The sequence below is a fragment of the Streptomyces sp. NPDC002130 genome (assembly GCF_040296465.1).
GTDB lineage: Bacteria > Actinomycetota > Actinomycetes > Streptomycetales > Streptomycetaceae > Streptomyces.
Window position 1 is genome coordinate 19,777 of record NZ_JBEOXI010000026.1, and the last position, 23,130, is coordinate 42,906.

Sequence of the window (23,130 nt, forward strand, 5' to 3'; positions counted from 1 at the left end):
GCGGACGTGCCGGTCCCGACGGTGGGAGCGGCGGCCGCCGCTCACCGGAAGACGCCCGTGTGGCCGAGTGAGTAGCGGCCGGGCTGGGGGTAGACCGCGAGGCCGTGCGGGCCGCTGCCGACCGGGATGCGGGCGAGCTGGGTGCCGGTGCGGGTGTCGACGGCGTACACCTCGGCGTCGTAGCGCCCGGACAGCCACAGCACCTTGCCGTCGGCGGAGACACCGCCCATGTCGGGGCTGCCGCCGTCGGGCAGCTGCCATTTCTTGGTCAGCTTGCCCTGCGTGAAGTCGAAGATCGAGATCGTGCCCTCGCCGCGGTTGGTCACGTACATCTCGCGCGAGTCCCGGCTGACGTACAGGCCGTGGCAGCCCTTGCCGGTGGGCATCAGGGTGGGCTCGGTGAACTTGTCGCCGTCCAGCACCCACATGCCGTGGGCCATCATGTCGGCGATGTAGAACCTCTTGCCGTCGGGTGAGATCTTCACGTCCTGCGGCATGGCGCCCTCGAACGGCAGCCGCTGCTGCCCGACGACCTCCATCTTCTCGGTGTCGACCTTGAGCAGCTCGCCGCTGAACTCGCAGGAGACGATGAAGTAGCGGCCGTCGAGGGAGAAGTCGGCGTGGTTGACGCCGTAGCAGGAGACCGGGACGGTCTTCTTCACCTTCATGGTGTGCGGGTCGCGGAAGACCAGCTCGCGGTCGAGGGACGCCATGACGACGGCGTATCTGCCGTTGGGCGTGAAGTAGAGGTTGTACGGGTCATGGACCTCGACCTCCTTGCCCGCCTTGCCGGTCTTCGGGTCGATCGGGGTGAGGGTGTGGCCGCGGTTGTTGTTGACCCAGAGCGTCTTCAGGTCCCAGGAGGGCACGACGTGCTGGGGCTGCCGGCCCACGGGGATCGTCTCGATGATCTCGTACGTCTTCGGGTCGATGACGGAGACCGTGTCGGACTCGGTGTTGGGGACGTAGACCCGGGACGGGAAGTCCTTGACCACCGGGGACAGCTTGTTCGGGCGGTCGGCCGCGTACACGTCCTCGGGGTCCAGGACGGGCGGCATGCCGGGCAGGCCTTTCACGGGCTTCTTCTCGGGCGGCAGGGGCACGGCGGCCTTGGTGCCGTGCCCCTCGGAGGCGCGTTCCCCGCTTCCGGTGCCACAGGCGGCGAGGACGGCGAGGACGGCACCCGCGACCAGGGTGCTCTTGACGAGATGGGGGCGCATTGCACCATTTAATGGGCGTCCCGAAGGGAAACGCGTGATTCGTCCGTCCGGCGACCGGGTGAGGTATCAGCGCGCTCAGCGGTCGGCGACCCGCATCTCGAACCAGGTGGTCTTGCCCCGGGGCAGGAGGTCGACCCCCCAGCGGTCGGCCAGCTTGTCCACGAGGAACAGGCCCCGGCCGCTGATGTCCATCTCCTGCACCGGCATCAGGCACGGCAGCCCCCGGGAGGGATCGCGGACCTCCACGCGGATCCAGCCGCGGCGCCGGTGCAGACGCAGTCCGAAGACGCGGGCGCCGGTGTGGCGTACGGCGTTGCCGACCAGTTCGGAGACGAGCAGCACCGCGTCCTCCGTGGTCTTGGGGGTGAGTCCCCAGTGGCGCAGGATCACGACCTGTGTGAGTCGTCTCGCGGTGGCCGCGGACTCGGGGCGGGACGGCAGTGGAACCTCTGCCTCCGTCGGGTTGCCGTACAACTCCAGCGCTTTGAGCGCGTGTTCGTCCTCGACGGTCGGCGACCAGCGCGCCGCGGCCGCATGTGCGTGTCCCCGCGGCTGTTCCATACCCTCCAGCCCCGCCATGCCCCCATCATGGCCGCCCGCAGCGCCCGACGGGGCCGTTCCCGGGGAATACGCCCCGGGGAACGGGCTGCGGACCGGCGATCGTCCGTCATATGCCGCAGGCATTTCGGAGCTATCGTCACCCCGTCTGACCTGCTGGAACGTTGCATTCCGGGGTAATCGCCGGACTCTCCCCTTCCGGCACGCTTAAGGCTGCCTTAAGGCTCCCATAAACCGCCCCATCGAGGGACCGCGGGTCAGACACCACGTCAATTGCAAGTCCCTGGAGGGACGTTCAGAGGAACTTCGCCTTGCCCGGCCCCTCCTCCACGAAGCTGCGCATCCCGCGCTCGCGGTCCTCGGTGGCGAACAGACCCGCGAACCAGTTCCGTTCGATCGCGAGGCCCGTGTCGATGTCCGTCTCCAGACCGGTGTCGATCGACTCCTTGGCGGCCCGCAGGGCGAGGGCCGGGCCCTGGGCCAGCTTCGTGGCCCAGGCGTGCGCCTGGGCGTACACCTCGTCGGCGGGGACGACCCGGTCCACCAGGCCGATCTCGCGGGCCTCGTCTGCCTTCACCATCCGGCCCGTGAAGATGAGGTCCTTGGCCTTGGAGGGGCCGACCAGGCGGGCCAGGCGCTGGGTGCCGCCGGCGCCGGGGATCAGGCCGAGCAGGATCTCCGGCTGGCCGAGCTTGGCGTTCTCGCCGGCGATGCGGAAGTCCGCGCACAGGGCGAGTTCGCAGCCGCCGCCCAGCGCGTAGCCCGTCACGGCCGCGACGACCGGCTTGGGGATCCTGGCCACCGCGGTGAACGAGTCCTGCAGGGCACGGGAGCGCAGCACCATCGCGGTGTGGTCCATCGCCTGCATCTCCTTGATGTCCGCGCCGGCCGCGAACACCTTCTCCCCGCCGTAGAGCACCACCGCCCGGACGTCCTCGCGCCGCGCGGCCTCCTCGGCGAGTTCCTTCAGCCGGTCCTGCGTGGCGATGTCCAGCGCGTTCATGGGCGGGCGGTCGAGACGGATCGTGCCGACGCCTTCAGCGACTTCGAGAGAGACGGTCATAGGCAGCAGGTTAACGGGGACTAACAGGATTGGGGCCGGTGCGGTGGGTCACACCGGCCGGGGGTCCGGGGTCGCCCCCGGGCCGGCACAGCACGGGGGCTGACGCCCGGGGCCCCGGTGCGGTCGGTCGCACCGGGGCCCCTCGGGTCGGCTGTCGGCTACTTCTTCCACTTCTCCCAGGACATGTTCCAGCCGTTGAGCCCGTTGTCCGGGTCGACGATCCGGTCCTCGGAGTTCTTGACGACCACCACGTCACCGATCATCGAGTGGTTGAAGAACCACGCGGCCGGCACCTTCTTGTCCCAGCCGCCGCGCACGTCGCGCAGGCCGATGCAGCCGTGGCTGGCGTTGTAGTTGCCGAAGGCGCCGCTCGCCCAGTAGTTGCCGTGCAGGAACGTGCCGGAGGTGGTCAGGCGGACGGCGTGCGGGACGTCCTTGATGTCGTACTCACCGCCGTAGCCGACCGTCTCGCCGTTCATCCGGGTGACCGTCAGCATCTCGCTGATGACCATCTGGCCGTTCCAGGTCTCCATGCCGGGCTTGCCGGTGGTGACGGGGATGGTCTTGATGGTCTTGCCGTCCCGCATGACCTTCATCGTGAGCTTCTTGGCGTCGACCACGGAGACCTGGTTGCGGCCGATGGTGAACTTCACCGTCTTGTCCTGCTCGCCGTAGACGCCGGAGCGGCCCTCGACGCCGTCGAGGTTCAGGTCGACGGTCACCTTGGTGCCGGGCTTCCAGTACTTCTCCGGCCGGAAGTCGAGGCGGTCGTTGCCGAACCAGTGGCCCTCGACGTCGACGGCCGGCTCCGCCTTGATGCGGATGGCCTTCTCGACGTCCTCCGGTGCGGTGATGCCCCGGGAGAAGCGGATGGAGAACGGCATCCCCACGCCGACCTTGGACCCGTCCTCGGGGGTGAAGGTGCCGGTGAAGGTGTTCTCCGGGGTCAGCGTGGTGAACCCCGCGTCCTCCGCGGCCGTGCGGCCCTCGGAGTCCTTGGCCACCGCGTGCACCGTGTACTTGGTGGCACCGGCCAGATGGGTGGACGGCGCCCAGCTGGCGCCGTCCCCGGATATCTCGCCGTCGACCTTCTTGCCCTCGGCGTCCTTGACCTCGACCTCGGTCAGCTTCCCCTTCTGGGCGGTGACCTTCAGCGCACCGCTCGTGTCGACGGACTTCGCCCCGTCCTTCGGGATGATGCCTACGACCGCCTCGGACTGCTTGCTCTGTGCGCTGCCCGAGTCCTTGCCCTTGTTGTCGCCCTCGCCGGAACCGGAGCCGGTTCCCCCGCCGCCACACGCCGTGACGGCGAGGAGCAGCACGCCGATCGCCGACGCGAGCACTCCGTTCCTGCGCCCAACCGACGCCCCCGATATCGGTCGCCCGTTCACGTGGTTCTCCCCTCCCAGGGCCTGGTCAGGCCCGCACCCCGCGCGTCCCCCGCGCGTCGGCGCATATTAACCACAAGGCAGCGGGCCCCGGCGGCCTGCGATTGTCACCGTTCGGTCCCAACGGATCACAGGTCAACCCGCCCCCCTGTCCGGTTACTTCACCGCACTGCCCGCCTTCCATGCATTCCAGCCCATATTCCATCCTCCGAGCCCGTTGTCGGGAGAGACCTTTTTGTCATTGCTGTTGACGACCTCCACCACGTCCCCGACAAGGCTGCGGTCGAAGAACCAGCCGGCCGGGGTGTCCGAGCTGCCGCCCTTCACATCGCGCAGTCCGATGCAGCCGTGGCTGACGTTGGTGCGGCCGAACACGGAGTGGTGCGCCCAGTAGTTGCCGTGCAGGAAGGTGCCGGAGTCGGTCAGGCGCATGGCGTGCGGGACGTCCGGGATGTCGTACTCGCCCTTGCCGTCGCGCTTCTTGAAACCGACCGTGGCGCCGTTCATGCGGGTGACGTCGAGCATCTCCGTGACCACCATCTTGCCGTTGTACGTGGTGTTCCTCGGCGCGCCCGCCGTGACGGGCACGGTGGCCAGGGGCTCGCCGTCGCGCCGGACCTCCATGGAGTGCGCGGCGGCGTCGACCACGGAGACCTGACTGCGGCCGACGGTGAACGAGAACGTCTTGTGCTGCAGGCCGTAGACGCCGGGCGCCCCCTCGACGTCGCGCAGGCGCAGGGCGACGGTGACCTGGGTGCCGGGCTTCCAGTAGTCCTCGGGGCGGAAGTCGAGGCGGGTCCTGCCGAACCAGTGCGGGCGGATCTCGACGGCCGGGCGGGCGGTGACGCGCACCGCGCGTTCGACGGCGGCCCGGTTCGCGATCTTCCGGTTGAACTCCAGGGAGACGATCATGCCGGTGCCGACCGTGGCGCGGTTCTCCGGGGCGACGTAGCCGATGAAGCGTTCCTCGGGAACGTAGGTGGTGAAGGTGGTGTGCCGGGCCGAGCGGCGCCCGGCGCCGTCCACGGCCACCGCGTCGATCGTGTACTTGGCGGCCAGCGCGAGCCGCCGCTCGTCGGGTTCCCAGGTCAGACCGTCGGCGGAGAGGTGCCCGGGCACCGGGGACTCCTGCGCGTCCTGCGACCTGACGACCTTCACCTTCTCCAGCCGGCCGTCGGGCACGCGCACCCGCAGCTTCCTGTCGGGGCGCACACCCCTGCTGCCGTCGTCGGGCGAGACCTTGATGACGTCCTCGGGCGCCGGGGGCGCGCCGAACGCCCCGGTGATCCCGCCCGCGTCGTCCGAGGTACACCCCGTGGCCCCGGCCAGGAGCCCTGCCCATGTCACTACGGCGGCCAGCGCGGCCCTCGCGCGCCGCGCGCGCCCTTGTACGTGCCTCACGCGGTGCCCAACGACCGGCCGCGTCCCCGGGAAACGACCATGCCCGCCCCCGGGGAAACGTGAGTGCGACCCACGCTCTGGGCAGAACAGTGGGGAGGACGACGCGCAGGGGAGCCGCGACCCGGGCCGCAGCACAGGCCGCACCCCTCTGTCCCCCGTCGTCCCATGAGCCGGTGGGAGGCTGACAGGTGTCCAGCGCAGCCGAGCAGGAGGCGGTGGCCGGTCATCGGGCCACCGGGGACGGGCGCCAGGCCGCCGCCGTGAACGGCGCGCGGAGGGCCGCGCCGCCGCCCACCGTGCCCGCGTGGCCGGGCGCGCCGACCCCACTGGGCGCCCGGTTCCGGGTCGGTCCGGACGGGGTGGCGGGCACCAACTTCGCGTTGTGGGCGGGCGGGGCCGAGGGCGTCGAGCTGTGCCTGTTCGACGAGGCGGGCAAGGAGTCGCGGGTCCGGCTCGCCGAGCTGACCCATGAGATCTGGCACGGCTTCGTCCCCGGTGTGCTGCCCGGGCAGCGCTACGGCTACCGGGTGCACGGCCGCTGGGACCCGTGGACGGGCGCCCGCTGGAACCCGGCGAAGCTGCTGCTCGACCCGTACGCCCGCGCCGTGGACGGGGACTTCGGTCTGCCGCCGGAGGTGTACGGGCACGTCCGCGACTGGCCGCAGCAGCACGTCGCCGACACCGTGCGCGACGACCGGGACTCGGCGCCGTACGTGCCGAAGGGCGTCGTCGTCCACGATGACGACGACTGGGCCGACGACCGCCGCCCGAAGACGCCGTGGGCCGACTCGGTGATCTACGAGCTGCACGTCAAGGGCTTCACGCAGCTGCACCCGGGCATCCCCGAGGAGTTGCGCGGCACCTACGCCGGTCTCGCGCACCCGGCGGCGATCGAGCACCTGGTCGAGCTGGGCGTGACGGCGGTGGAGCTGCTGCCGGTGCACCAGTTCGCGCACGAGGACCACCTGCTGCGCAGAGGTCTCAGGAACTACTGGGGCTACAACTCCATAGGCTACTTCGCCCCGCACGCGGGCTACGCGGCCTCCGGGACGGCCGGGCAGCAGGTCGGCGAGTTCAAGCGGATGGTGCGCGCCCTGCACGCGGCCGGCATCGAGGTCATCCTCGACGTCGTCTACAACCACACCGCGGAGGCGGGCGAGCTCGGTCCGACGCTGTCCCTGAAGGGCATCGACAACCGGGGTTACTACCGCCTCCAGGACGACCCCCGGCGCTACGCCGACTACACCGGCTGCGGCAACACCCTGCACGTGGTCCAGCCGCACGTTCTGCGCCTGATCACGGACTCGCTGCGCTACTGGGTCACCGAGATGGGCGTGGACGGCTTCCGCTTCGACCTGGCGGCGGCGCTGGCCCGCTCCATGCACGACGTCGACATGCTGTCGCCGTTCCTGGCGGTCATCGCCCAGGACCCGGTGCTGCGCCGGGTGAAACTGATCGCCGAGCCGTGGGACGTGGGGTCGGGCGGCTACCAGGTGGGGGCGTTCCCCCCGCTGTGGACGGAGTGGAACGACCGGTACCGCAACGCCGTACGGGACTTCTGGCGGCACGCGCTGCCGGACGTGCGGGAGATGGGTTACCGCCTGTCGGGTTCCAGCGACCTGTACGCCTGGGGCGGGCGCAGGCCGTACGCGTCCGTCAACTTCGTCACCGCGCACGACGGTTTCACCCTGCGTGACCTCGTGTCGTACGAGCGCAAGCACAACGAGGCCAACGGCGAGGGCAACCGGGACGGCACGGACGACAACCGGGCGTGGAACTGCGGCGCCGAGGGCGAGACGGACGACGAGGGCGTACGGGCGCTCAGGAGGCGCCAGCTCAGGAACCTCCTGACCACCCTGCTGCTGTCGACGGGCGTGCCGATGCTGGTCGCGGGCGACGAATTGGGCCGCACCCAGCGCGGCAGCAACAACGCCTACTGCCAGGACAACGAGATCAGCTGGGTGGACTGGGAGCTGCTGGAGGACCCCGGCTGGCAGGCCGTGTTCGCGCTGACCTCCCGGCTGATCGCGCTGCGCCACCGCCACCCGGTGCTCAGGCGCCGGGCGTTCTTCTCTGGCCGGGCGCAGACCGCGGACGGGCTGCGCGACCTGGCCTGGTTCACGTCCCGGGGCACGGAGATGACGGAGCAGGACTGGTACGCGCCCGCCGCCACGCTGGGTATGTACCTGTCCGGGCGGGACATCCCGGGCCGCGACGAGCGCGGGGAGCAGATCCTCGACGACAGCTTCCTGGCCGTCCTGCACGCGGGCGAGGGGCCGGTGAACTTCACGCTGCCGGGGCCGCCGTGGGCCGAGCGGTACGAGGTCGTCGTGGACACGAGCCTGGAGGAACAGGGGGAGGCACCGGGCGTGGAGCACCGGGCGGGGACGGAGATCACGATGCCGGCACGGGCGGTGCTGCTGCTGCGGGTGGCAGGCTGAAGCATCGTTTCGCCGGTCGGTCGGGAGGGCGGTGCCGGGTTGCGCCGCGTTGCAGGTCCGTGAACGCGGCGGGGATCTTCTTGACCCCGTCGTCGCACCGCTGGCAGCGTCGCTGCTGAGCCTCGGCTCCACCCCCCCACTCCTCCCTCGGACCCTCCAGGACCTCCGCATGCCCGAAATATCCCGTCGTGCCCTCGGTGCTCTCGTCGGCGGTGGTGCCGTGGGCGCCGTGGCCGGTACGGCCGGTGCCGCCGAAGCGGTTCCCGTCGAGCGCCCCTTCCGGGCCCGCCCCGGCGCCGCCTCCGGACAGCGCCCCAACATCCTGGTCATCCTCGGCGACGACCTCGGCTGGGCCGATCTGTCCTCCTACGGCGCCCCGCACATCAGCACGCCGAACCTGGACCGGCTGGCCCGCCAGGGGGTGCGCTTCACGGACGCCTACGCGGGCTCCGCGACCTGCTCCCCGACCCGGTTCAGCCTCTACACCGGGCGCTATCCGGGACGTACGAAGGGCGGACTGGCCGAGCCGATCGCCGACCGGTCCCAGGGCCTGGACCCGAACCACCCCACCCTCGCCTCCCTGCTGAGGAAGGCGGGTTACTCCACCGCCCTCATCGGCAAGTGGCACTGCGGCTGGCTGCCCGACTTCAGCCCCACCAAGTCGGGCTGGGACGAGTTCTTCGGGAACTTCGGGGGCGTGCTGGAGTACTACTCCAAGCTCGGCCAGCTCGGCGAGTACGACCTCTACGAGGGCGACGCCGAGTACAAGGACCTGAGGTACTACACGACCGTCCTCACCGAGCGGGCCGTGGAGTACCTGCGCCGGGACCACGACCGGCCCTGGCTGCTGAACCTCAACTTCACCACCCCGCACTGGCCCTGGCTCGCCGAGGGCGACGAGGAGACCGCCGCCGGGATCGCTGCGAAGATCAGGGCGGCGAAGAGCCAGGCCGAGGTCGGCAAGGCGCTGAACCACTACGACGGCGGCTCGGTCGCGAAGTACACGCAGATGGTGCAGAGCCTGGACGCGGCCGTCGGCGAGGTGCTCGTCGCGCTGCGCCGCTCGGGGCAGGAGGACAACACCGTCGTGCTGTTCGCCAGCGACAACGGCGGCGAGCGCTGGTCGTACCTGTGGCCGCTCAGCGGCGGCAAGTTCTCCCTCCAGGAGGGCGGCATCCGGGTGCCCGCGATCCTGCGCTGGCCCGCCCGCGTCGACGGCCGGCAGGTCAGTCACGAGCCGCACTTCTCCCCCGACTGGACCGCGACCCTGCTGGAGCTGGCCGGTGCTCGGCCCGACCCGGCGTATCCGCTGGACGGCACGAGCCTTGCCGGATATCTGCTGCGGGGCGAGGAGCTGCCCGTACGGGACCTGTTCTGGCGGGTGCGGGGCAACCGGGCGCTGCGGCGCGGGAAGTGGAAGTACTACCGGGACGCCGCCGGCAAGGACCATCTGTACGACCTCGCCGAGGACCAGCGCGAACAGGCCGACCTGGCCCCGGACCGACCGGAGTTGCTCGCCGAGCTCAAGGCCGCCTGGGAGAGGACCGACCGAACCCTGCTGCCCTACCCGGCCTAGCCGAGGATCCCCCGCCGGTACGCCGTCGCGACCGCCGCCGCGCGGTCGTTGACGCCCAGCTTGGCGTACAGGTGGGTGAGGTGGGTCTTGACCGTCGCCTCGCTGATGAACAGTTCGCGGGCGATCTCCCGGTTGGACGTGCCCCTGGCGACCAGGGCGAGCACCTCGCGCTCGCGGGCCGAGAGGGGCTCGTTGCCGGGGGCCCGCACCGCGGAGACCAGGCGCGAGGCGACCGCGGGGGACAGGACCGTACGTCCCTCCGCCGCCGCCCGCACCCCCGTGAACAGCTCGTCGCGGGGGGCGTCCTTCAGCAGATAGCCCGTCGCGCCCGCCTCGATCGCGGGCAGGGTGTCGGAGTCGGTGTCGTAGGTGGTGAGGACGAGGACCCTGGCGCGGGCGCCGGTACGGGTCAGTTCGCGGATGGCGTCCACTCCCCCGCCGCCCGGCATGCGCAGGTCCATCAAAATCACGTCCGGGTCGAGGGCCGCGGCGAGCGAGACCGCCTCGACGCCGTTCGGTGCTTCCCCGAGGACCCGGAAGCCCGGCGCGGACTCGAACATGCCGCGCAGGCCGTCCCGGACGACGGGGTGGTCGTCGACGATCAGCAGGGTGATCGGGGCGGCCCCCGTCGCGGCGTGTTCAGTCATGGCGGACCAACGGTACGCGAGTGGATACCGCCGTACCGTGGCCCGGCTCGGATTCGACGGCGAGGGAGCCGGCGATGCGTTCGGCGCGGGCGCACATGCCGGGCAGGCCGAAACCGCCGGTGCGCGTGCGTGCCGGGACGGCGAGCGGGTCGAAGCCACTGCCGTCGTCGCGGATGTCGAGGATGACCTCGTCGCCGAGGAAGGACAGGGTGACGCCGACGCGGGTCGCGGCCGCGTGCCGGGCGATGTTGGAGAGGGCCTCCTGGACGATCCGCAACAGCGTGGCCGCGACCTCCTCGTGGAGTTGCTCGGCGGTACCGGTGACCGTGAAGTCGGCGCGCACACCGGTCCGTTCACCCCACTCGGCGACCGTCTTCTTCAGGGCTTCCGGCAGCCCGGCGTCGGCCAGCGCCACGGGGGCGAGGTTGTGCACGGAGCGGCGGGCCTCTCCGAGGCTGTGCCGGGCCAGGTCCGAGGCGCGCTCGAGGTGGGTGCGGGCCGTGGCCGGGTCGGGGGCGTTCGTGACGACCTGGAGCTGGGCGATGATGCCGGTCAGGCCCTGGGCGATGGTGTCGTGGATCTCGGCGGCCAGCCGCCGGCGCTCGTCGGCGACGCCCGCCTCCCGTGCCTGGACGAGCAACTGGGCGTGCAGGGCGGCGTTCTCGTCCAGGGCCTGCTGCAGGGCGGTGTTGGTGCGTTCCAGTTCGGTGATGGTGACGGCCCGCTCCCGGGAACGCTGCTCCTCCTGCTGGGCGATGTGTCCGACCACCGTCAGCAGGCCGAAGTTCGTGGCCAGCAGCACGCCGAACAGCAGCCACTGGACCGCGCTGTGGATCGGCATCCCACCGGACTGCGAGCCCGCCACCACGACGACGGTGGCGAGCAGGCCGAGCCACTGCCGGCGCCGTCCGGCGATCAGTTCGTCGCTGTCGAAGTAGCCGGCGGACGCGTAGAACCCGAAGAAGGGGTTCAGCCAGGTGAGGGCGAAGGAGAGCGCCCAGCGCAGGACGTAGTAGGCGGTCCCGCGCGGGGACGGGGTGCGGCGGCCGCGGCGGGGCCCGTGCCACAGCTGGAGCAGCACCGCGGCGACGACCAGCGCCCCGCCCGCGTACCACTCGGCCGGGCTCACCATCAGCTCGTGCGAGGCCACCGACAGGAGGGCGGAGACCGCGAGCAGCCCGTAGACACCCCAGGTGTGGAACTGGTTCTGCCGGTGCTCGATCTGCTCGTCCGCCGGGGTCATCGCGCCATTGTGCACGGCTTCTCGCCTACTCCCAGCGGAACCAGCGCACGGCCCCGGCGGTCAGCAGCAGGGTCCAGGCCACCAGCACACCGAGGTGGCCCCAGCCGGGCCAGTCCCCCGCCGCGGCCTGGTTCAGGGCCTCGGCCGCCGCGCCGAAGGGTGTGAAGCCGACGAACCGGGCCAGGACGTCCGGCATCGTCTGCACCGGCATCCACACGCCCGCGCAGAACATGGCGGGGAAGAAGACGGCCGACCCGATGGCACCGACGATCTTCGTCGACCGGGAGATCGCGGAGATCACCGCTCCCAGCGCCAGGGCGGCGAGCACGGCCAGGAGCAGGGCGAGGGCGTATCCGAAGCCCTGGCGCGGCAGCCGGACGGCGAAGGCGAGCCGGCCGGTCGTGAGGGCGAGCAGGGCAGAGACGAGGGCGGCCCCGCCGAACAGCAGCATCTGCGCGGACAGCAGGGCGGCGGGCCGGACCGGCGTGGTGGACATCCGGCGCAGGATGCCGCGCTCGCGATAGCCGGTGAGGGTCTGCGGCATGGACTGCACCCCGGCCATGATCAGCCCGAGCAGCACGCTCACCGGGACGTAGCCGTCGACCGGGCGCAGCCCGCCGAAGTCCGGGTCGGCCTCCCGGAAGGAGGGGATCGAGCCGAGGATCACCAGGAGCAGGGTGGGGAACACCAGGATCCAGAAGAGAGCGCCGGGCTCCCTGCGGAAGAGGCGGATCTCGCTCTTCAGTACGGCGGTGTTGACGAGGGTGGTGCTCATGCCGCTGCCTCCTTCGTGAGGTCGAGGAACGCGTCGTCCAGCGTGGCGTCGGTGACCCGGAGCTGATGGGCCGTGACACGGGTGCGGGCGAGCAGGGTGATGACGGCGTTGACGGTCTCGTCGGTGCCGGACAGGATGACGCGGCCGTCTTTGTGCTCGACCGACGCGAGCGCGGGGAGCGCGCTGAGATCACGCTCGTCCAGGGGCGCGGACGGGGTGAAGCTGATGACGGTGGCGCCCGCGGAGCGGCGGATCAGCCCGGCCGGGGTGTCCAGGGCGGCCACCCGGCCCTTGTCGATCACGGCGATCCGGTCGCACAGCCGCTGCGCCTCCTCCATGAAGTGGGTGACGAGCAGCACGGTCACCCCGTTCGCCCGGATGTCCTCGATCAGCTCCCAGGTGTCGCGGCGGGCGCGCGGGTCGAGTCCGGTGGTCAACTCGTCCAGGACGACGGCTCTCGGGTTGCCCACCAGGGCGAGCGCGATGAACAGCCGTTGCTTCTGGCCCCCGGAGAGCTTGGCGAACCGGGTGTCGAGCTTGGCGGTCAGACCGAGGCGTTCGGCGAGGGGCCGCCAGTCGAGCGGGCTCGGGTAGAAGGCGCTGTACAGCTCCAGCGCCTCGCGGACGGTGAGCTTGGCCTGGAGTTCGCTCTCCTGGAGCTGCGCGCCGAGCACCCGGCGGGTGGCCTCGTGCTCGGTGACGGGGTCGAGCCCGGCGACCCGGACGCGGCCGGAGTCGGGCACGCGCAGCCCCTCGACACACTCCACGGTGGTGGTCTTCCCGGCGCCGTTCGGGCCGAGGATCCCGAAGATCTCGCCCTCCTCCACGGCGAAGGAGACACCGTCGACGGCGCGACGGCCGGCGTAGGTCTTGCGCAGCTCGGTGACTTCGATGACAGGTGCGGTCGGCATACGCAGAGGGTCCCGGTGCGGCGGGGCCCGGCACGTCGGCCGTCGCGCTCGAACGGGCATCGGCCGATCGGTTGATGCGGCCGTACGACCCGCGGGTGCATTCGTACGGCCCGGCGGGTGCAGCCGTACGGCCCGGCGGACGTTCCCCCAGGTCGTAGGACCGAGGACCGAGCCGTGTCCGGCGGAAACTCGGTGGGCAGTGTCAGTGGCGATCCGTAGGCTCGCTGCTGATGGCCACGACACCCGCCCCCGCCCAGGACCGTTCCGCCGTGCGCTCGTTGCTGCGCCTGTGGCCGTACGTGCGGCCGGCGCGGGTGCGGCTGTTCACTGCCGCGTTCGTCGCGATACTCGCCTCCTGTGTGGGCCTGGTGATCCCGCTCGTCCTGAAGTGGATGGTCGACGGGCCGATCGCCGGGCGGGACCCGGCCGGGGTGTGGCTCGGCGCGCTGTACCTGCTGCTGCTCGGCTTCGCGGAGGCCCTGCTGTTCGGGCTGCGGCGGTGGCTGGTGGCCCGTCCGCTCACCCACGTCGAGGCGTCCATGCGGGCGGGACTGTACCGGCACCTCCAGCGGCTGCCGGTGGCCTTCCACGACCGGTGGGCCTCGGGGCAGTTGCTGTCGCGCGGCACCACCGATCTGATGCTGCTGCGCCAGTTCCTCGCCTTCCCCCTGACGTTCCTGCTGGTCAACGGGGTGACGATCGTCGTGGGCGTGGTCATCATGCTGCTCCAGGACTGGACGCTGGGGCTGGTCGTCCTCGGTCCCGCCGTGCCCGTCATGGTCACCTGCCTGGTCTTCGAGAAGCGGTACGCGCAGGTGGCCCGGCGGGCCCAGGACCAGGTGGGCGACCTGACCACGGTCGTCGAGGAGAGCGTGCTCGGCATCCGCATCATCAAGGGCTTCGGCCGCCACCGGAGCCAGGCCCGGGCGTTCCGGGACCTGTCGCGGACGCTGCGCGGCACGGAACTGCGCAAGGCACGGCTGCTGGCGACGATCTGGGGCGTCATCGTGACGTTGCCGGAGGTGGCGATCGGGGCGGCGCTGGTGGTGGGGGCGGTCCAGGTGGCCGACGGGGCCCTGTCGGCGGGGACGCTGGTGGCTTTCCTGTCGACGGCGCTGGCGTTGCGGTGGCCGGTGGAGTCGATCGGGTTCCTGCTGGCGATGAGCCAGGAGGCGGCGACGGCGACGGAGCGGTTCTTCGAGGTGATGGACGAGGAGGCCGAGCACCCCGCCTCCGAGCCCGCCACGTCCGGTGCGCGGACCGTCGCGAAGCACCCGCGGGAGACGGGTCTGCGCTTCCACCACGTCCGGTTCCGCTACCCGGACGCCCCGCCCGGTTCCCCTCCCGTCCTGCAGGACGTCGACCTGCACATCCGCCCCGGCGAGTCCATGGCCCTGGTCGGGGCCACCGGCAGCGGCAAGACCACCCTCACGGCGCTCGTCCCCCGCCTCTACGAGCTGACCTCGGGCCGCATCACCCTCGACGGCGCCGACATCACGGAGCTGTCCCGAGAAGCGCTGCGCGCCAAGGTCGCCGTGGCCTTCGAGGAGCCCACGCTGTTCTCGGCCACGGTCCGCGACAACGTTCTCATGGGCGCGCGGGACACCGCCGGCCCAGCCGATCTGGAGCGTGCCCTGGCCGTCTCCCAGGCCGAGTTCGTGCATGCCCTGCCCCAGGGGACGGACACCCAGGTGGGCGAGCAGGGCCTCAGCCTCTCCGGTGGCCAGCGCCAGCGCCTCGCGCTCGCCCGGGCCGTCGCCGGGCAGCCGGAGTTCCTCGTCCTGGACGATCCGCTGTCGGCCCTGGACGTGCACACCGAGGCCGCGGTGGAGGCCGCCCTGCGGCAGGTGCTGGCGGACACCACCGCCCTGATCGTCGCGCACCGCCCGTCCACCGTGCTGCTCGCCGACCGCGTCGCGCTGCTGTCGGGCGGCCGGATCGCCGCGGTCGGCACCCACCACGAACTGCTGCGTACGAACGCCGAGTACGCGCATCTGATGTCAGGGGAAGTGCCAGGGGAAGAGGAGGGCCCACGATGACGGTGGCCACCGGCGCACCGGCCGGCGACAAACCCGACGACCGACCCGGCGACGGACCCGGCGACCGTGCGGCCGCCCCCGGCGACCCCTTCGACCAGGACGTCCTGCCCACCCCACCGGGCGCCACCGGGGCCCTGCTGCGCTCCCTGCTCGCGCCCATGAAGGCCCGGGTCACGGTCACGACGCTCCTGCTGCTGCTCCAGCAGGCGGTCGTGCAGGCCGGCCCGCTGCTCGTGGCGTACGCCATCGACCGCGGCGTGCCGGCGTTCCGCGCGCAGGACCACGGGCCGCTGATCGCGGTGGGCGCCGGGTATCTGGCGTGCGCGCTGGCCGCGGGCGGGCTGCAGTTCGCGTTCGTCGCCGCCGCGGCCCGGGTCAGCCAGGACGTGCTGCTCGACCTGCGCGGCCGGATCTTCCGCCACGCGCAGGCGCTGAGCGTCGACTTCCACGAGCGCTACACCTCGGGCCGGCTCATCTCCCGCTCCACGACCGACGTGGAGTCGCTGCGCGAACTGCTGGACGAGGGCCTCCAGGAGCTCGTGACGGTGATCCTGTCCTTCGTCTACATCTCGGCGATGCTGCTCTGGCTCGACCTGGGTCTCGGGGGCGTGGCGGTGGCTTCCCTGGTGCCGCTGTACGCGCTCGTGCGGTGGTACCAGCGGCGGGCCGGGCGGGTGTACCGGGTGCGGTCGACCGCCATCGCGGCCGTGATCGTCAAGTTCGTCGAGACGATGAACGGCATCCGCCCGGTGCGCGCCTTCCGTCGCGAGTCCGCCAACGACGCGGACTTCGGCGAGCTCAACCGGCGGCACGAACGGGTGAACGGCGACGCGCTGCTGGAGATGGCCCGCTACGTCACCGGCTCCCGCCTGGTCGCCAACACGGCGGTCGCGGCGATCGTCCTGTGGGGCGCCCACCGGGTCGCGGACGGCACGCTGGCCCTCGGTGTCTTGGCGGCGGCGGTGCTGTACCTGCGGCGGCTGTACGACCCCATCGACCGGCTCGGGATGTTCCTGAACTCCTACCAGTCGGCGGCGGCCTCGCTGGAGAAGGTCGCCGGCCTGCTCGCCCAGACCCCCTCGGTCCCCGAGCCGGCCACCCCCCGGCAGCTCCCGCCGCTCGAGAGCGAGCACCCCGGCCGCGAGGTGGTCTTCGACGGCGTCCGCTTCGGCTACCGCACGGGCGGCGAGGTGCTGCCCACGTTCGACCTCACCCTGCCGGCCGGGCAGACGGTCGCGGTCGTGGGATCCACGGGCGCCGGCAAGTCGACGCTGGCCAAGCTGCTGGCCCGGTTCTACGACCCCTCCGGCGGCCGGGTGCTGCTGGACGGCGTCGACCTGCGCGACCTCCCCGTGCCGGAACTGCGGCGCGGGGTGGTCATGGTGACGCAGGAGGCGTTCCTGTTCTCCGGCACGGTCGCCGACAACATCGCGATCGGCCGCCCGGACGCCACCCGCGAGGAGATGGAGCAGGCGGCGAAGGAGATCGGCGCGCACGACTTCATCAGCTCCCTGCCCGACGGCTACGACACCGACGTGCGCAAGCGGGGCGGCCGGATCTCCGCCGGTCAGCGCCAACTGGTCGCTTTCGCCCGGGCGTTGCTGGCCGACCCGGCGGTACTGATCCTCGACGAGGCGACCAGCTCGCTGGACATCCCCGGGGAGCGCGCGGTGCAGCGGGCCATGACGACGGTGCTGAAGGGCCGTACGGCCGTGGTCATCGCGCACCGGCTGTCGACCGTGGAGATCGCGGACCGCGTTCTGGTGATGGAGCACGGCCGGATCGTGGAGGACGGCGAACCGGCCGAACTCATCGCGGGCAGAGGCAGATTCGCGGATCTTCACCGGGCATGGCGGGACAGTCTGGCCTAGGCCGGCAGCGGAGGGCGGGCGGATGATCGACGCGTACGAGGACCCCGGCACACCCGATGACCGCGGCGGCGCCCGGTATCTGTGGTGGCTGGTCATGCGGCAACCCGGGCGGTGCGCCGCCGGGGCGATGTTCGGCAGTGTGTGGATGGTGCTGCTGGCGGCCACGCCCTATCTGATGTCCCGGGCGATCGACGACGGTCTGGAGCCCGGGGACATGAGCGCGCTGGTGCTCTGGAGCGGCGCGCTGTTCGCGGTGGGGGCCTTCAACGCCTGGCTGAGCATCATGCGGCACCGCACCATGACCCGGGTCCGTATGGATGCCAACTTCCGCACGGTGAAGGTCGTCGTCGGCCAGGCGGTCCGGCTCGGGTCGTCCCTGTCCCGGCAGATGGGCGCGGGTGAGGTCGTCACGATCGGCGTGGGTGACGTCCAGACGATCAGCCAGTCCCTGACGGTCGTCGGCCCCGGCGTCGGCGCTGTCGTGGCCTATCTCGTCGTCGCCGCCCTGCTGATCTCGGTCTCCGAGGTCATCGCCGCGGTCGTCCTGCTCGGCATTCCGGTCCTCGTCCTGCTGGTCGGCCCGCTGCTCGGCCGGCTGCAGGGCTCGGAGGCGGAGTACCGCGAGCGCCAGGGCGTCCTGACCGCCCGCATCGGCGACCTCGCCGGTGGCCTGCGGGTCCTCGCCGGCCTCGGCGGCAAGGACCTGATCTCGGACGCCTTCCGCAAGGACTCCGGGCGGCTGCGCGAACAGGGCTACCGCGTCGGCGCGGTGACCAGCTGGGTCCAGGCGCTGGGCATCGGCCTGCCGACCCTGTTCCTCGCGGTGGTGACCTGGCTCGCGGCCCGCCTGGCCGCGCAGGGCCACATCACGGTGGGCGAGCTGGTGTCGGTCTACGGCTATGTGGCGGTCCTGGTGGGCCCGGTGTCCTTCTGGGTGGAGTGCGGCTACCAGATCAGCCGCGGCCTGGTCTGCGCCCGGCGGGTCGTACGGTTCCTGCGCCTGGAGCCGGTGCCCGACACCGGCACCCGGGACGCCCCGTCCGAGCCCGCCGTGCTGTACGACCCCGAGTCGGGCGTGCGCATCCGGCCGGACCGCCTGACAGCGCTGGTGGCGGAGCACCCCGCGGACGCCACGGCCGTCCTGGACCGCCTGGCCCGCTACACCCCGTCGAACACCACCTGGGGTGACACTCGCCTGGACGACATCGCCCTGACCCAGGTCAGGTCCCGCATCCTGCTGGCGGACCACGAGGCGGACCTGTTCGCCGGAACGCTCCAGGAGATGATCGCCCCGCCTTCCGGGGGCGCGGGGAACTGCGCGGGCCACCCCGACGAACCCGCGGACGCCACACCGCAGGACCCGGCGATCCGGAGGGCGCTCCACACCGCCGCGGCCGAGGACGTCGTCCAAGCCCTCCCCGACGGCCTGAACTCCCCGATGACCGCCCAGGCCCGCAACCTCAGCGGCGGCCAGCGCCAGCGCATCCGCCTGGCGAGAGCCCTTCTGGCCGACCCGGAGATCCTCCTCACCGTCGAACCCACCTCGGCCCTGGACGCCCACACGGAAGCCACGGTCGCGTCCCGGCTGGGCACGGCACGACAAGGCCGCACCACGGTCGTCACCACCACCTCCCCCCTGGTCCTCGACCACGCCGACAGCGTCCACTTCCTGAAGGACGGCAAGCTCGCAGCCACCGGCACCCACCACGAACTCCTGGAATCCACCCCCGACTACCGAGCCGTCGTCACAAGGGACACCGAGGCACGGGACACCGAAGAACGGGCCACCGAGGCACGGGACACCGAGGAGGCCCTGGGATGACCGGCACCCACCTCCCTGTCGCCGCACGGCAGGACGTCCGGCGCGCGATGCTGGACCTCGTACGGGCGGACACCCGGGCCTTCTGCACGGTCCTCGGTCTCAACGCCCTGGCCGCCCTGGCCGGTCTCGCGGGGCCGTGGCTGCTCGGCCGGATGATCGACGACGTACAGGCGGGCCACGGAGTCGGAGCCGTGGACCGGCTCGCCCTCGCCCTGCTCCTGTGCGCCCTCGCCCAGTTGCTCCTGGCCCGCTGGGCCCGCTACGTGGGCCACCGTTTCGGCGAACGGACCCTGGCCCGCGTGCGGGAGAGGTTCGTGGACCGCGCCCTCGCGCTGCCCGCCTCGGTGGTCGAGAGAGCCGGCACCGGCGACCTCACCGCCCGCGGCACCTCCGACGTCACCACCGTCGGCAACACCCTGCGTGACGCCGGCCCGGTCCTGCTCGTCAACCTCGTCCAGTGCCTGTTCCTGATCGGCGCGGTGTTCCTCCTGGACCCCCTGCTGGGCGCCCTGGGCGTGCTCGGACTCACCCCGATCCAGGCGGCGTTGCGCTGGTACCTGCGACGGGCCCGGGACGGTTATCTCGCCGAGGGCGCGGCCACCTCGGACGTCGCGGAGATCCTCGCGGCGACCGCGTCCGGCGCCCGCACGGTCGAGGCGTTCCGCCTGGAGCGGCAGCGCACGGCCGCGAGCCGGGACGCCCTGGAGAGCTCCCGTCGCACCCGCTTCCACACCCTCCACCTGCGCAGTGTGTTCTTCCCGGCGGTGGAGGTGTCGTACGTCCTGCCCGTGGCCGGTGTGCTGGTGATCGGCGGCGTGTTGCACTCCTCGGGTGCGATGAGTCTCGGGTCTGTGGTTGCGGCGGCCCTGTATCTGCACCAGCTGAGCAACCCACTGGACGAGATCCTGATCCGGGTCGAGCAACTGCAGAGCAGCGGCGCCTCGTTCGCCCGGGTGGAAGGGCTCGCCCGGGCACCGCGGGGCGGCGGGGAGGGCGACTGCCCGGATCCCGACGGTGACCGGATCGACGTCGTCGGGGTGCGCTACGCGTACGACGGGGGCGTCGAGGTGCTGCGCGGTGTCGATCTGACGGTGCGGCCCGGGGAGCGGCTCGCCATGGTCGGGCCGTCCGGGGCGGGCAAGACCACACTGAGCCGGCTGATGGCGGGCATCGACGCGCCGACCGCAGGCTCGGTGACGGTCGGCGGCGTGCCGGTCGTCGGGCTGGGACCGGAGCGGCTGCGCCGTCAGGTCGTCCTGGTCACCCAGGAGCACCACGTGTTCCTCGGCTCGGTCCGCGACAACCTGCGGATCGCCGAACCGGCCGCGGACGACGAGCAGCTGTGGGGCGCGCTGGCCGTGGTCGGCGCCGACGCGTGGGTGCGGGAGCTGCCGCAGGGGCTGGACACCCCGCTGGGCCAGGGCGGTCGCCGTACCGACGGCTCGCAGGCTCAGCAACTCGCCCTGGCCCGCGTGGTGCTGGCGGACCCGCACACACTGATCCTCGACGAGGCGACCGCGCTGCTCGACCCGTCGACCGCCCGGCACACCGAGCGGGCCCTGGCCGCCGTGCTGGAGGGGCGCACTGTCATCGCCGTCGCGCACCGGCTGCACACCGCGCACGACGCCGACCGGGTGGCGGTGATGGAGAACGGCCGGCTGACCGAACTCGGCACGCACGACGAGCTGGTGGCGGCCGGCGGAGCCTATGCGGCGCTGTGGCACTCCTGGCACGGGGATCTGCCCGAGGGCGACGACGCGTCCGCATAGCGAAGCGTCCGTATAGCGAACATGAACTTCCGGACAACGAACCGTTTCCGGCCATACTTTTGACGCGGTCCTGACAGAAAGCGCGCTCCCCTGCCACGCTTCCCACGACTGCTCCACAGGAACCCCACAGCAACACCTCCACCTCCCCAGGCCGGGCGACCCCCGGTCCCGCAGAAGGAGTCAGTGTTGAGAAGCAGTTCCTCGCGAAGAGGCACCTCCCACAGACGCACTCCCCACACCCCCCGCCGCACCGCGGCCGTGGCCCTCGCCGGCGTCGCCGCGCTGATCGCCGCCGCCGTCCAGAGCGGCACCGCCACCGCAGCCCCTACGACGGCACCGTCGGCCGCGAGCAAGGCGAACCCCGGCTCCGAATCGGTCAAGCTCACCCCCGCCCAGCGCGCCGCGCTGATCCGGGAGGCCAACGCCGGCAAGACGGAGACCGCGAAGGACCTGGGCCTCGGCGCCAAGGAGAAGCTGGTCGTACGCGATGTCCTCAAGGACCGCGACGGCACCGTGCACACGCGCTACGAGCGCACCTACGACGGCCTGCCGGTCCTCGGCGGCGACCTGGTCGTCGAGAGCACGAAGGCGGACGCCACCGCGGCCGTCGTGAAGGCCACCCGCGCCGCCATCAAGCCGGCGACGACGAAGACCGCGGTGCCCGCCGCGAAGGCCCGGCAGCAGGCCCTGAAGGCCGGTGAGGCCGACGAGGCCAAGAACGCCGACATCAACCGCGCGCCCCGCAAGGTGATCTGGGCCGCGAGCGGCAAGCCGACGGTGGCCTACGAGACGGTCGTCGGCGGCTTCCAGCACGACGGCACCCCCCAGGAACTGCACGTCGTCACCGACGCCACCACCGGCGAGAAGCTGTTCGAGTGGGAGGCGATCGAGACCGGCACCGGCAACACGGTGTACTCCGGCACGGTCGACCTCACCACCACCCAGTCCGGGTCGACGTACAACCTCACCGACGGCGCCCGCGGCAACCACAAGACGTACAACCTCAACCGCGGCACCTCCGGCACCGGCACCCTCTTCTCCGGCCCGGACGACGTGTGGGGCAACGGCACCCCGTCCAACCTGGAGTCCGCGGGCGCCGACGCGCACTACGGTGCCGCCCTGACCTGGGACTACTACAAAAACGTGCACGGACGTTCGGGCATCAAGGGCGACGGCGTCGGCGCCTACTCCCGGGTCCACTACGGCAACAACTACGTCAACGCGTTCTGGTCGGACAGCTGCTTCTGCATGACCTACGGCGACGGCTCGGGCAACGCGAACCCGCTGACGTCGATCGACGTGGCCGCGCACGAGATGACCCACGGGCTCACCTCGAACACCGCCGGCCTCAACTACAGCGGTGAGTCCGGCGGTCTGAACGAGGCGACCTCGGACATCTTCGGCTCGACGGTCGAGTTCTACGCCAACAACTCCTCCGACGTCGGTGACTACCTCATCGGCGAGGAGATCAACATCAACGGCGACGGCACGCCGCTGCGCTACATGGACAAGCCGAGCAAGGACGGCTCGTCCAAGGACAGCTGGTACTCGGGCATCGGCTCGATCGACGTGCACTACTCGTCGGGCCCCGCGAACCACTTCTTCTACCTGCTCTCCGAGGGCAGCGGCACCAAGACCATCAACGGTGTCACGTACAACTCGGCCACCTCGGACGGCCTTCCGGTCACCGGCATCGGCCGGGACAAGGCGGAGAAGATCTGGTTCCGCGCGCTCACCACGAAGTTCACCTCGACCACCAACTACGCGGGCGCCCGCACCGGCACCCTCGCGGCCACCGGTGAGCTCTACGGCACCGACAGCGCCGAGTACAAGGCGGTCCAGCACGCGTGGGCGGGCATCAACGTCGGCACCCGCCCCGGCGACGGAGGCGGCGGCGGCACGTCCTTCGAGAACACCGCCGACGTGGCGATCCCGGACCGGGGCGCGGCGGTCACCTCGCCGGTCACCGTCTCCGGCCGGACGGGCAACGCGCCGTCCAACCTCCAGGTCGCGGTGGACATCGTCCACACCTACATCGGTGACCTCAAGGTGGATCTGGTCGCCCCCGACGGCACGGTCTACACGCTGAAGGGGTACGGCACCGGCGGAAGCGCCGACAACATCAACACCACCTACACGGTGAACGCCTCCTCCGAGGTGGCCAACGGCGTCTGGAACCTGCGGGTCCAGGACAACGCGGCCATCGACACCGGCTACATCAACAGCTGGAAGCTGACGTTCCCGTAGATCCGTAGCCCGGCAGGCCCACAGGCCCGTAGGGACGCGGGCCCGTAGGCCCTCGAAGTCAGGGCGCCGCCCCGGTGGGTTCGAATCCCCCGGGGCGGCGTCCGTTTCACGTGCCCTCGCGTACATCTCGCCGTCGAATTCCGGCCAACATCACGTCCA

Annotated in this window: 16 protein-coding genes; 7 read left to right on the forward strand and 9 right to left on the reverse strand. The window is 71.5% G+C overall.

Annotated elements, in window-relative coordinates; translation table 11 throughout:
• Positions 1 to 41: 41 nt before the first annotated feature.
• The 5 genes from ABT116_RS07435 to ABT116_RS07455 form a co-directional block, all read right to left on the reverse strand.
• Positions 42 to 1,220 (reverse strand): YncE family protein, encoded by a 1,179-nt coding sequence (locus tag ABT116_RS07435; protein ID WP_351629134.1) that lies wholly within the window; start codon positions 1,218 to 1,220, stop codon positions 42 to 44.
• 75 nt (positions 1,221 to 1,295) lie between these two features.
• Positions 1,296 to 1,904 (reverse strand): ATP-binding protein, encoded by a 609-nt coding sequence (locus tag ABT116_RS07440; protein WP_351629136.1) that lies wholly within the window; start codon positions 1,902 to 1,904, stop codon positions 1,296 to 1,298.
• 169 nt (positions 1,905 to 2,073) lie between these two features.
• Entirely contained in the window at positions 2,074 to 2,841 is a 768-nt protein-coding gene (locus ABT116_RS07445) for an enoyl-CoA hydratase/isomerase family protein (RefSeq protein ID WP_351629138.1), read from the reverse strand.
• Between the two features lie 158 nt (positions 2,842 to 2,999).
• Positions 3,000 to 4,232: a L,D-transpeptidase gene (locus ABT116_RS07450; RefSeq protein WP_502983834.1), complete on the reverse strand. Its 1,233-nt coding sequence runs from the start codon at positions 4,230 to 4,232 to the stop codon at positions 3,000 to 3,002.
• A 153-nt stretch (positions 4,233 to 4,385) separates the two neighbouring features.
• Positions 4,386 to 5,630 (reverse strand): L,D-transpeptidase, encoded by a 1,245-nt coding sequence (locus tag ABT116_RS07455; protein WP_351629149.1) that lies wholly within the window; start codon positions 5,628 to 5,630, stop codon positions 4,386 to 4,388.
• A gap of 188 nt (positions 5,631 to 5,818) precedes the next feature.
• On the opposite strand from ABT116_RS07455, the gene glgX reads away from it, so the two are divergent.
• Both glgX and ABT116_RS07465 read left to right on the forward strand, forming a co-directional pair.
• Entirely contained in the window at positions 5,819 to 8,071 is a 2,253-nt protein-coding gene (glgX, locus tag ABT116_RS07460) for a glycogen debranching protein GlgX (RefSeq protein WP_351629152.1), read from the forward strand.
• Positions 8,072 to 8,240: 169 nt separating this feature from the next.
• Positions 8,241 to 9,647 carry a sulfatase family protein gene (locus ABT116_RS07465; protein WP_351629155.1) on the forward strand — a complete coding sequence of 469 codons (1,407 nt, stop codon included), beginning with the start codon at positions 8,241 to 8,243 and terminating at the stop codon, positions 9,645 to 9,647.
• Here ABT116_RS07465 and ABT116_RS07470 read toward each other — a convergent pair.
• From ABT116_RS07470 to ABT116_RS07485, 4 genes are read right to left on the reverse strand one after another with little or no spacing between them, the layout of a single operon-like run.
• Positions 9,644 to 10,294: a response regulator gene (locus ABT116_RS07470; RefSeq protein ID WP_351629158.1), complete on the reverse strand. Its 651-nt coding sequence runs from the start codon at positions 10,292 to 10,294 to the stop codon at positions 9,644 to 9,646. The genes ABT116_RS07465 and ABT116_RS07470 overlap by 4 nt on opposite strands.
• Positions 10,287 to 11,537, reverse strand: a complete 1,251-nt coding sequence (locus tag ABT116_RS07475; protein ID WP_351629159.1) for a sensor histidine kinase — start codon at positions 11,535 to 11,537, stop codon at positions 10,287 to 10,289. The genes ABT116_RS07470 and ABT116_RS07475 overlap by 8 nt, the downstream gene beginning before the upstream one ends.
• Positions 11,538 to 11,562: 25 nt before the next feature.
• Entirely contained in the window at positions 11,563 to 12,312 is a 750-nt protein-coding gene (locus tag ABT116_RS07480; RefSeq protein ID WP_351629161.1) for an ABC transporter permease, read from the reverse strand.
• The gene (locus ABT116_RS07485) at positions 12,309 to 13,223 is read right to left on the reverse strand and encodes an ABC transporter ATP-binding protein (protein ID WP_351629164.1); all 915 of its coding nucleotides are present in this window, start codon (positions 13,221 to 13,223) and stop codon (positions 12,309 to 12,311) included. Before ABT116_RS07485 ends, ABT116_RS07480 begins: the two co-directional genes overlap by 4 nt.
• Before the next feature lie 230 nt (positions 13,224 to 13,453).
• On the opposite strand from ABT116_RS07485, the gene ABT116_RS07490 reads away from it, so the two are divergent.
• From ABT116_RS07490 to ABT116_RS07510, 5 genes are all read left to right on the forward strand, one after another.
• Positions 13,454 to 15,262 carry an ABC transporter ATP-binding protein gene (locus ABT116_RS07490; protein WP_351629167.1) on the forward strand — a complete coding sequence of 603 codons (1,809 nt, stop codon included), beginning with the start codon at positions 13,454 to 13,456 and terminating at the stop codon, positions 15,260 to 15,262.
• Positions 15,259 to 17,133: an ABC transporter ATP-binding protein gene (locus ABT116_RS07495; RefSeq protein WP_351629170.1), complete on the forward strand. Its 1,875-nt coding sequence runs from the start codon at positions 15,259 to 15,261 to the stop codon at positions 17,131 to 17,133. Before ABT116_RS07490 ends, ABT116_RS07495 begins: the two co-directional genes overlap by 4 nt.
• A 22-nt stretch (positions 17,134 to 17,155) precedes the next feature.
• Positions 17,156 to 18,955 carry an ABC transporter transmembrane domain-containing protein gene (locus ABT116_RS07500; protein ID WP_351629173.1) on the forward strand — a complete coding sequence of 600 codons (1,800 nt, stop codon included), beginning with the start codon at positions 17,156 to 17,158 and terminating at the stop codon, positions 18,953 to 18,955.
• Entirely contained in the window at positions 18,952 to 20,724 is a 1,773-nt protein-coding gene (locus ABT116_RS07505) for an ABC transporter ATP-binding protein (RefSeq protein WP_351629176.1), read from the forward strand. The genes ABT116_RS07500 and ABT116_RS07505 overlap by 4 nt, the downstream gene beginning before the upstream one ends.
• A 186-nt stretch (positions 20,725 to 20,910) precedes the next feature.
• Positions 20,911 to 22,971: a M4 family metallopeptidase gene (locus ABT116_RS07510; protein WP_351629179.1), complete on the forward strand. Its 2,061-nt coding sequence runs from the start codon at positions 20,911 to 20,913 to the stop codon at positions 22,969 to 22,971.
• Positions 22,972 to 23,130 lie beyond the last annotated feature (159 nt).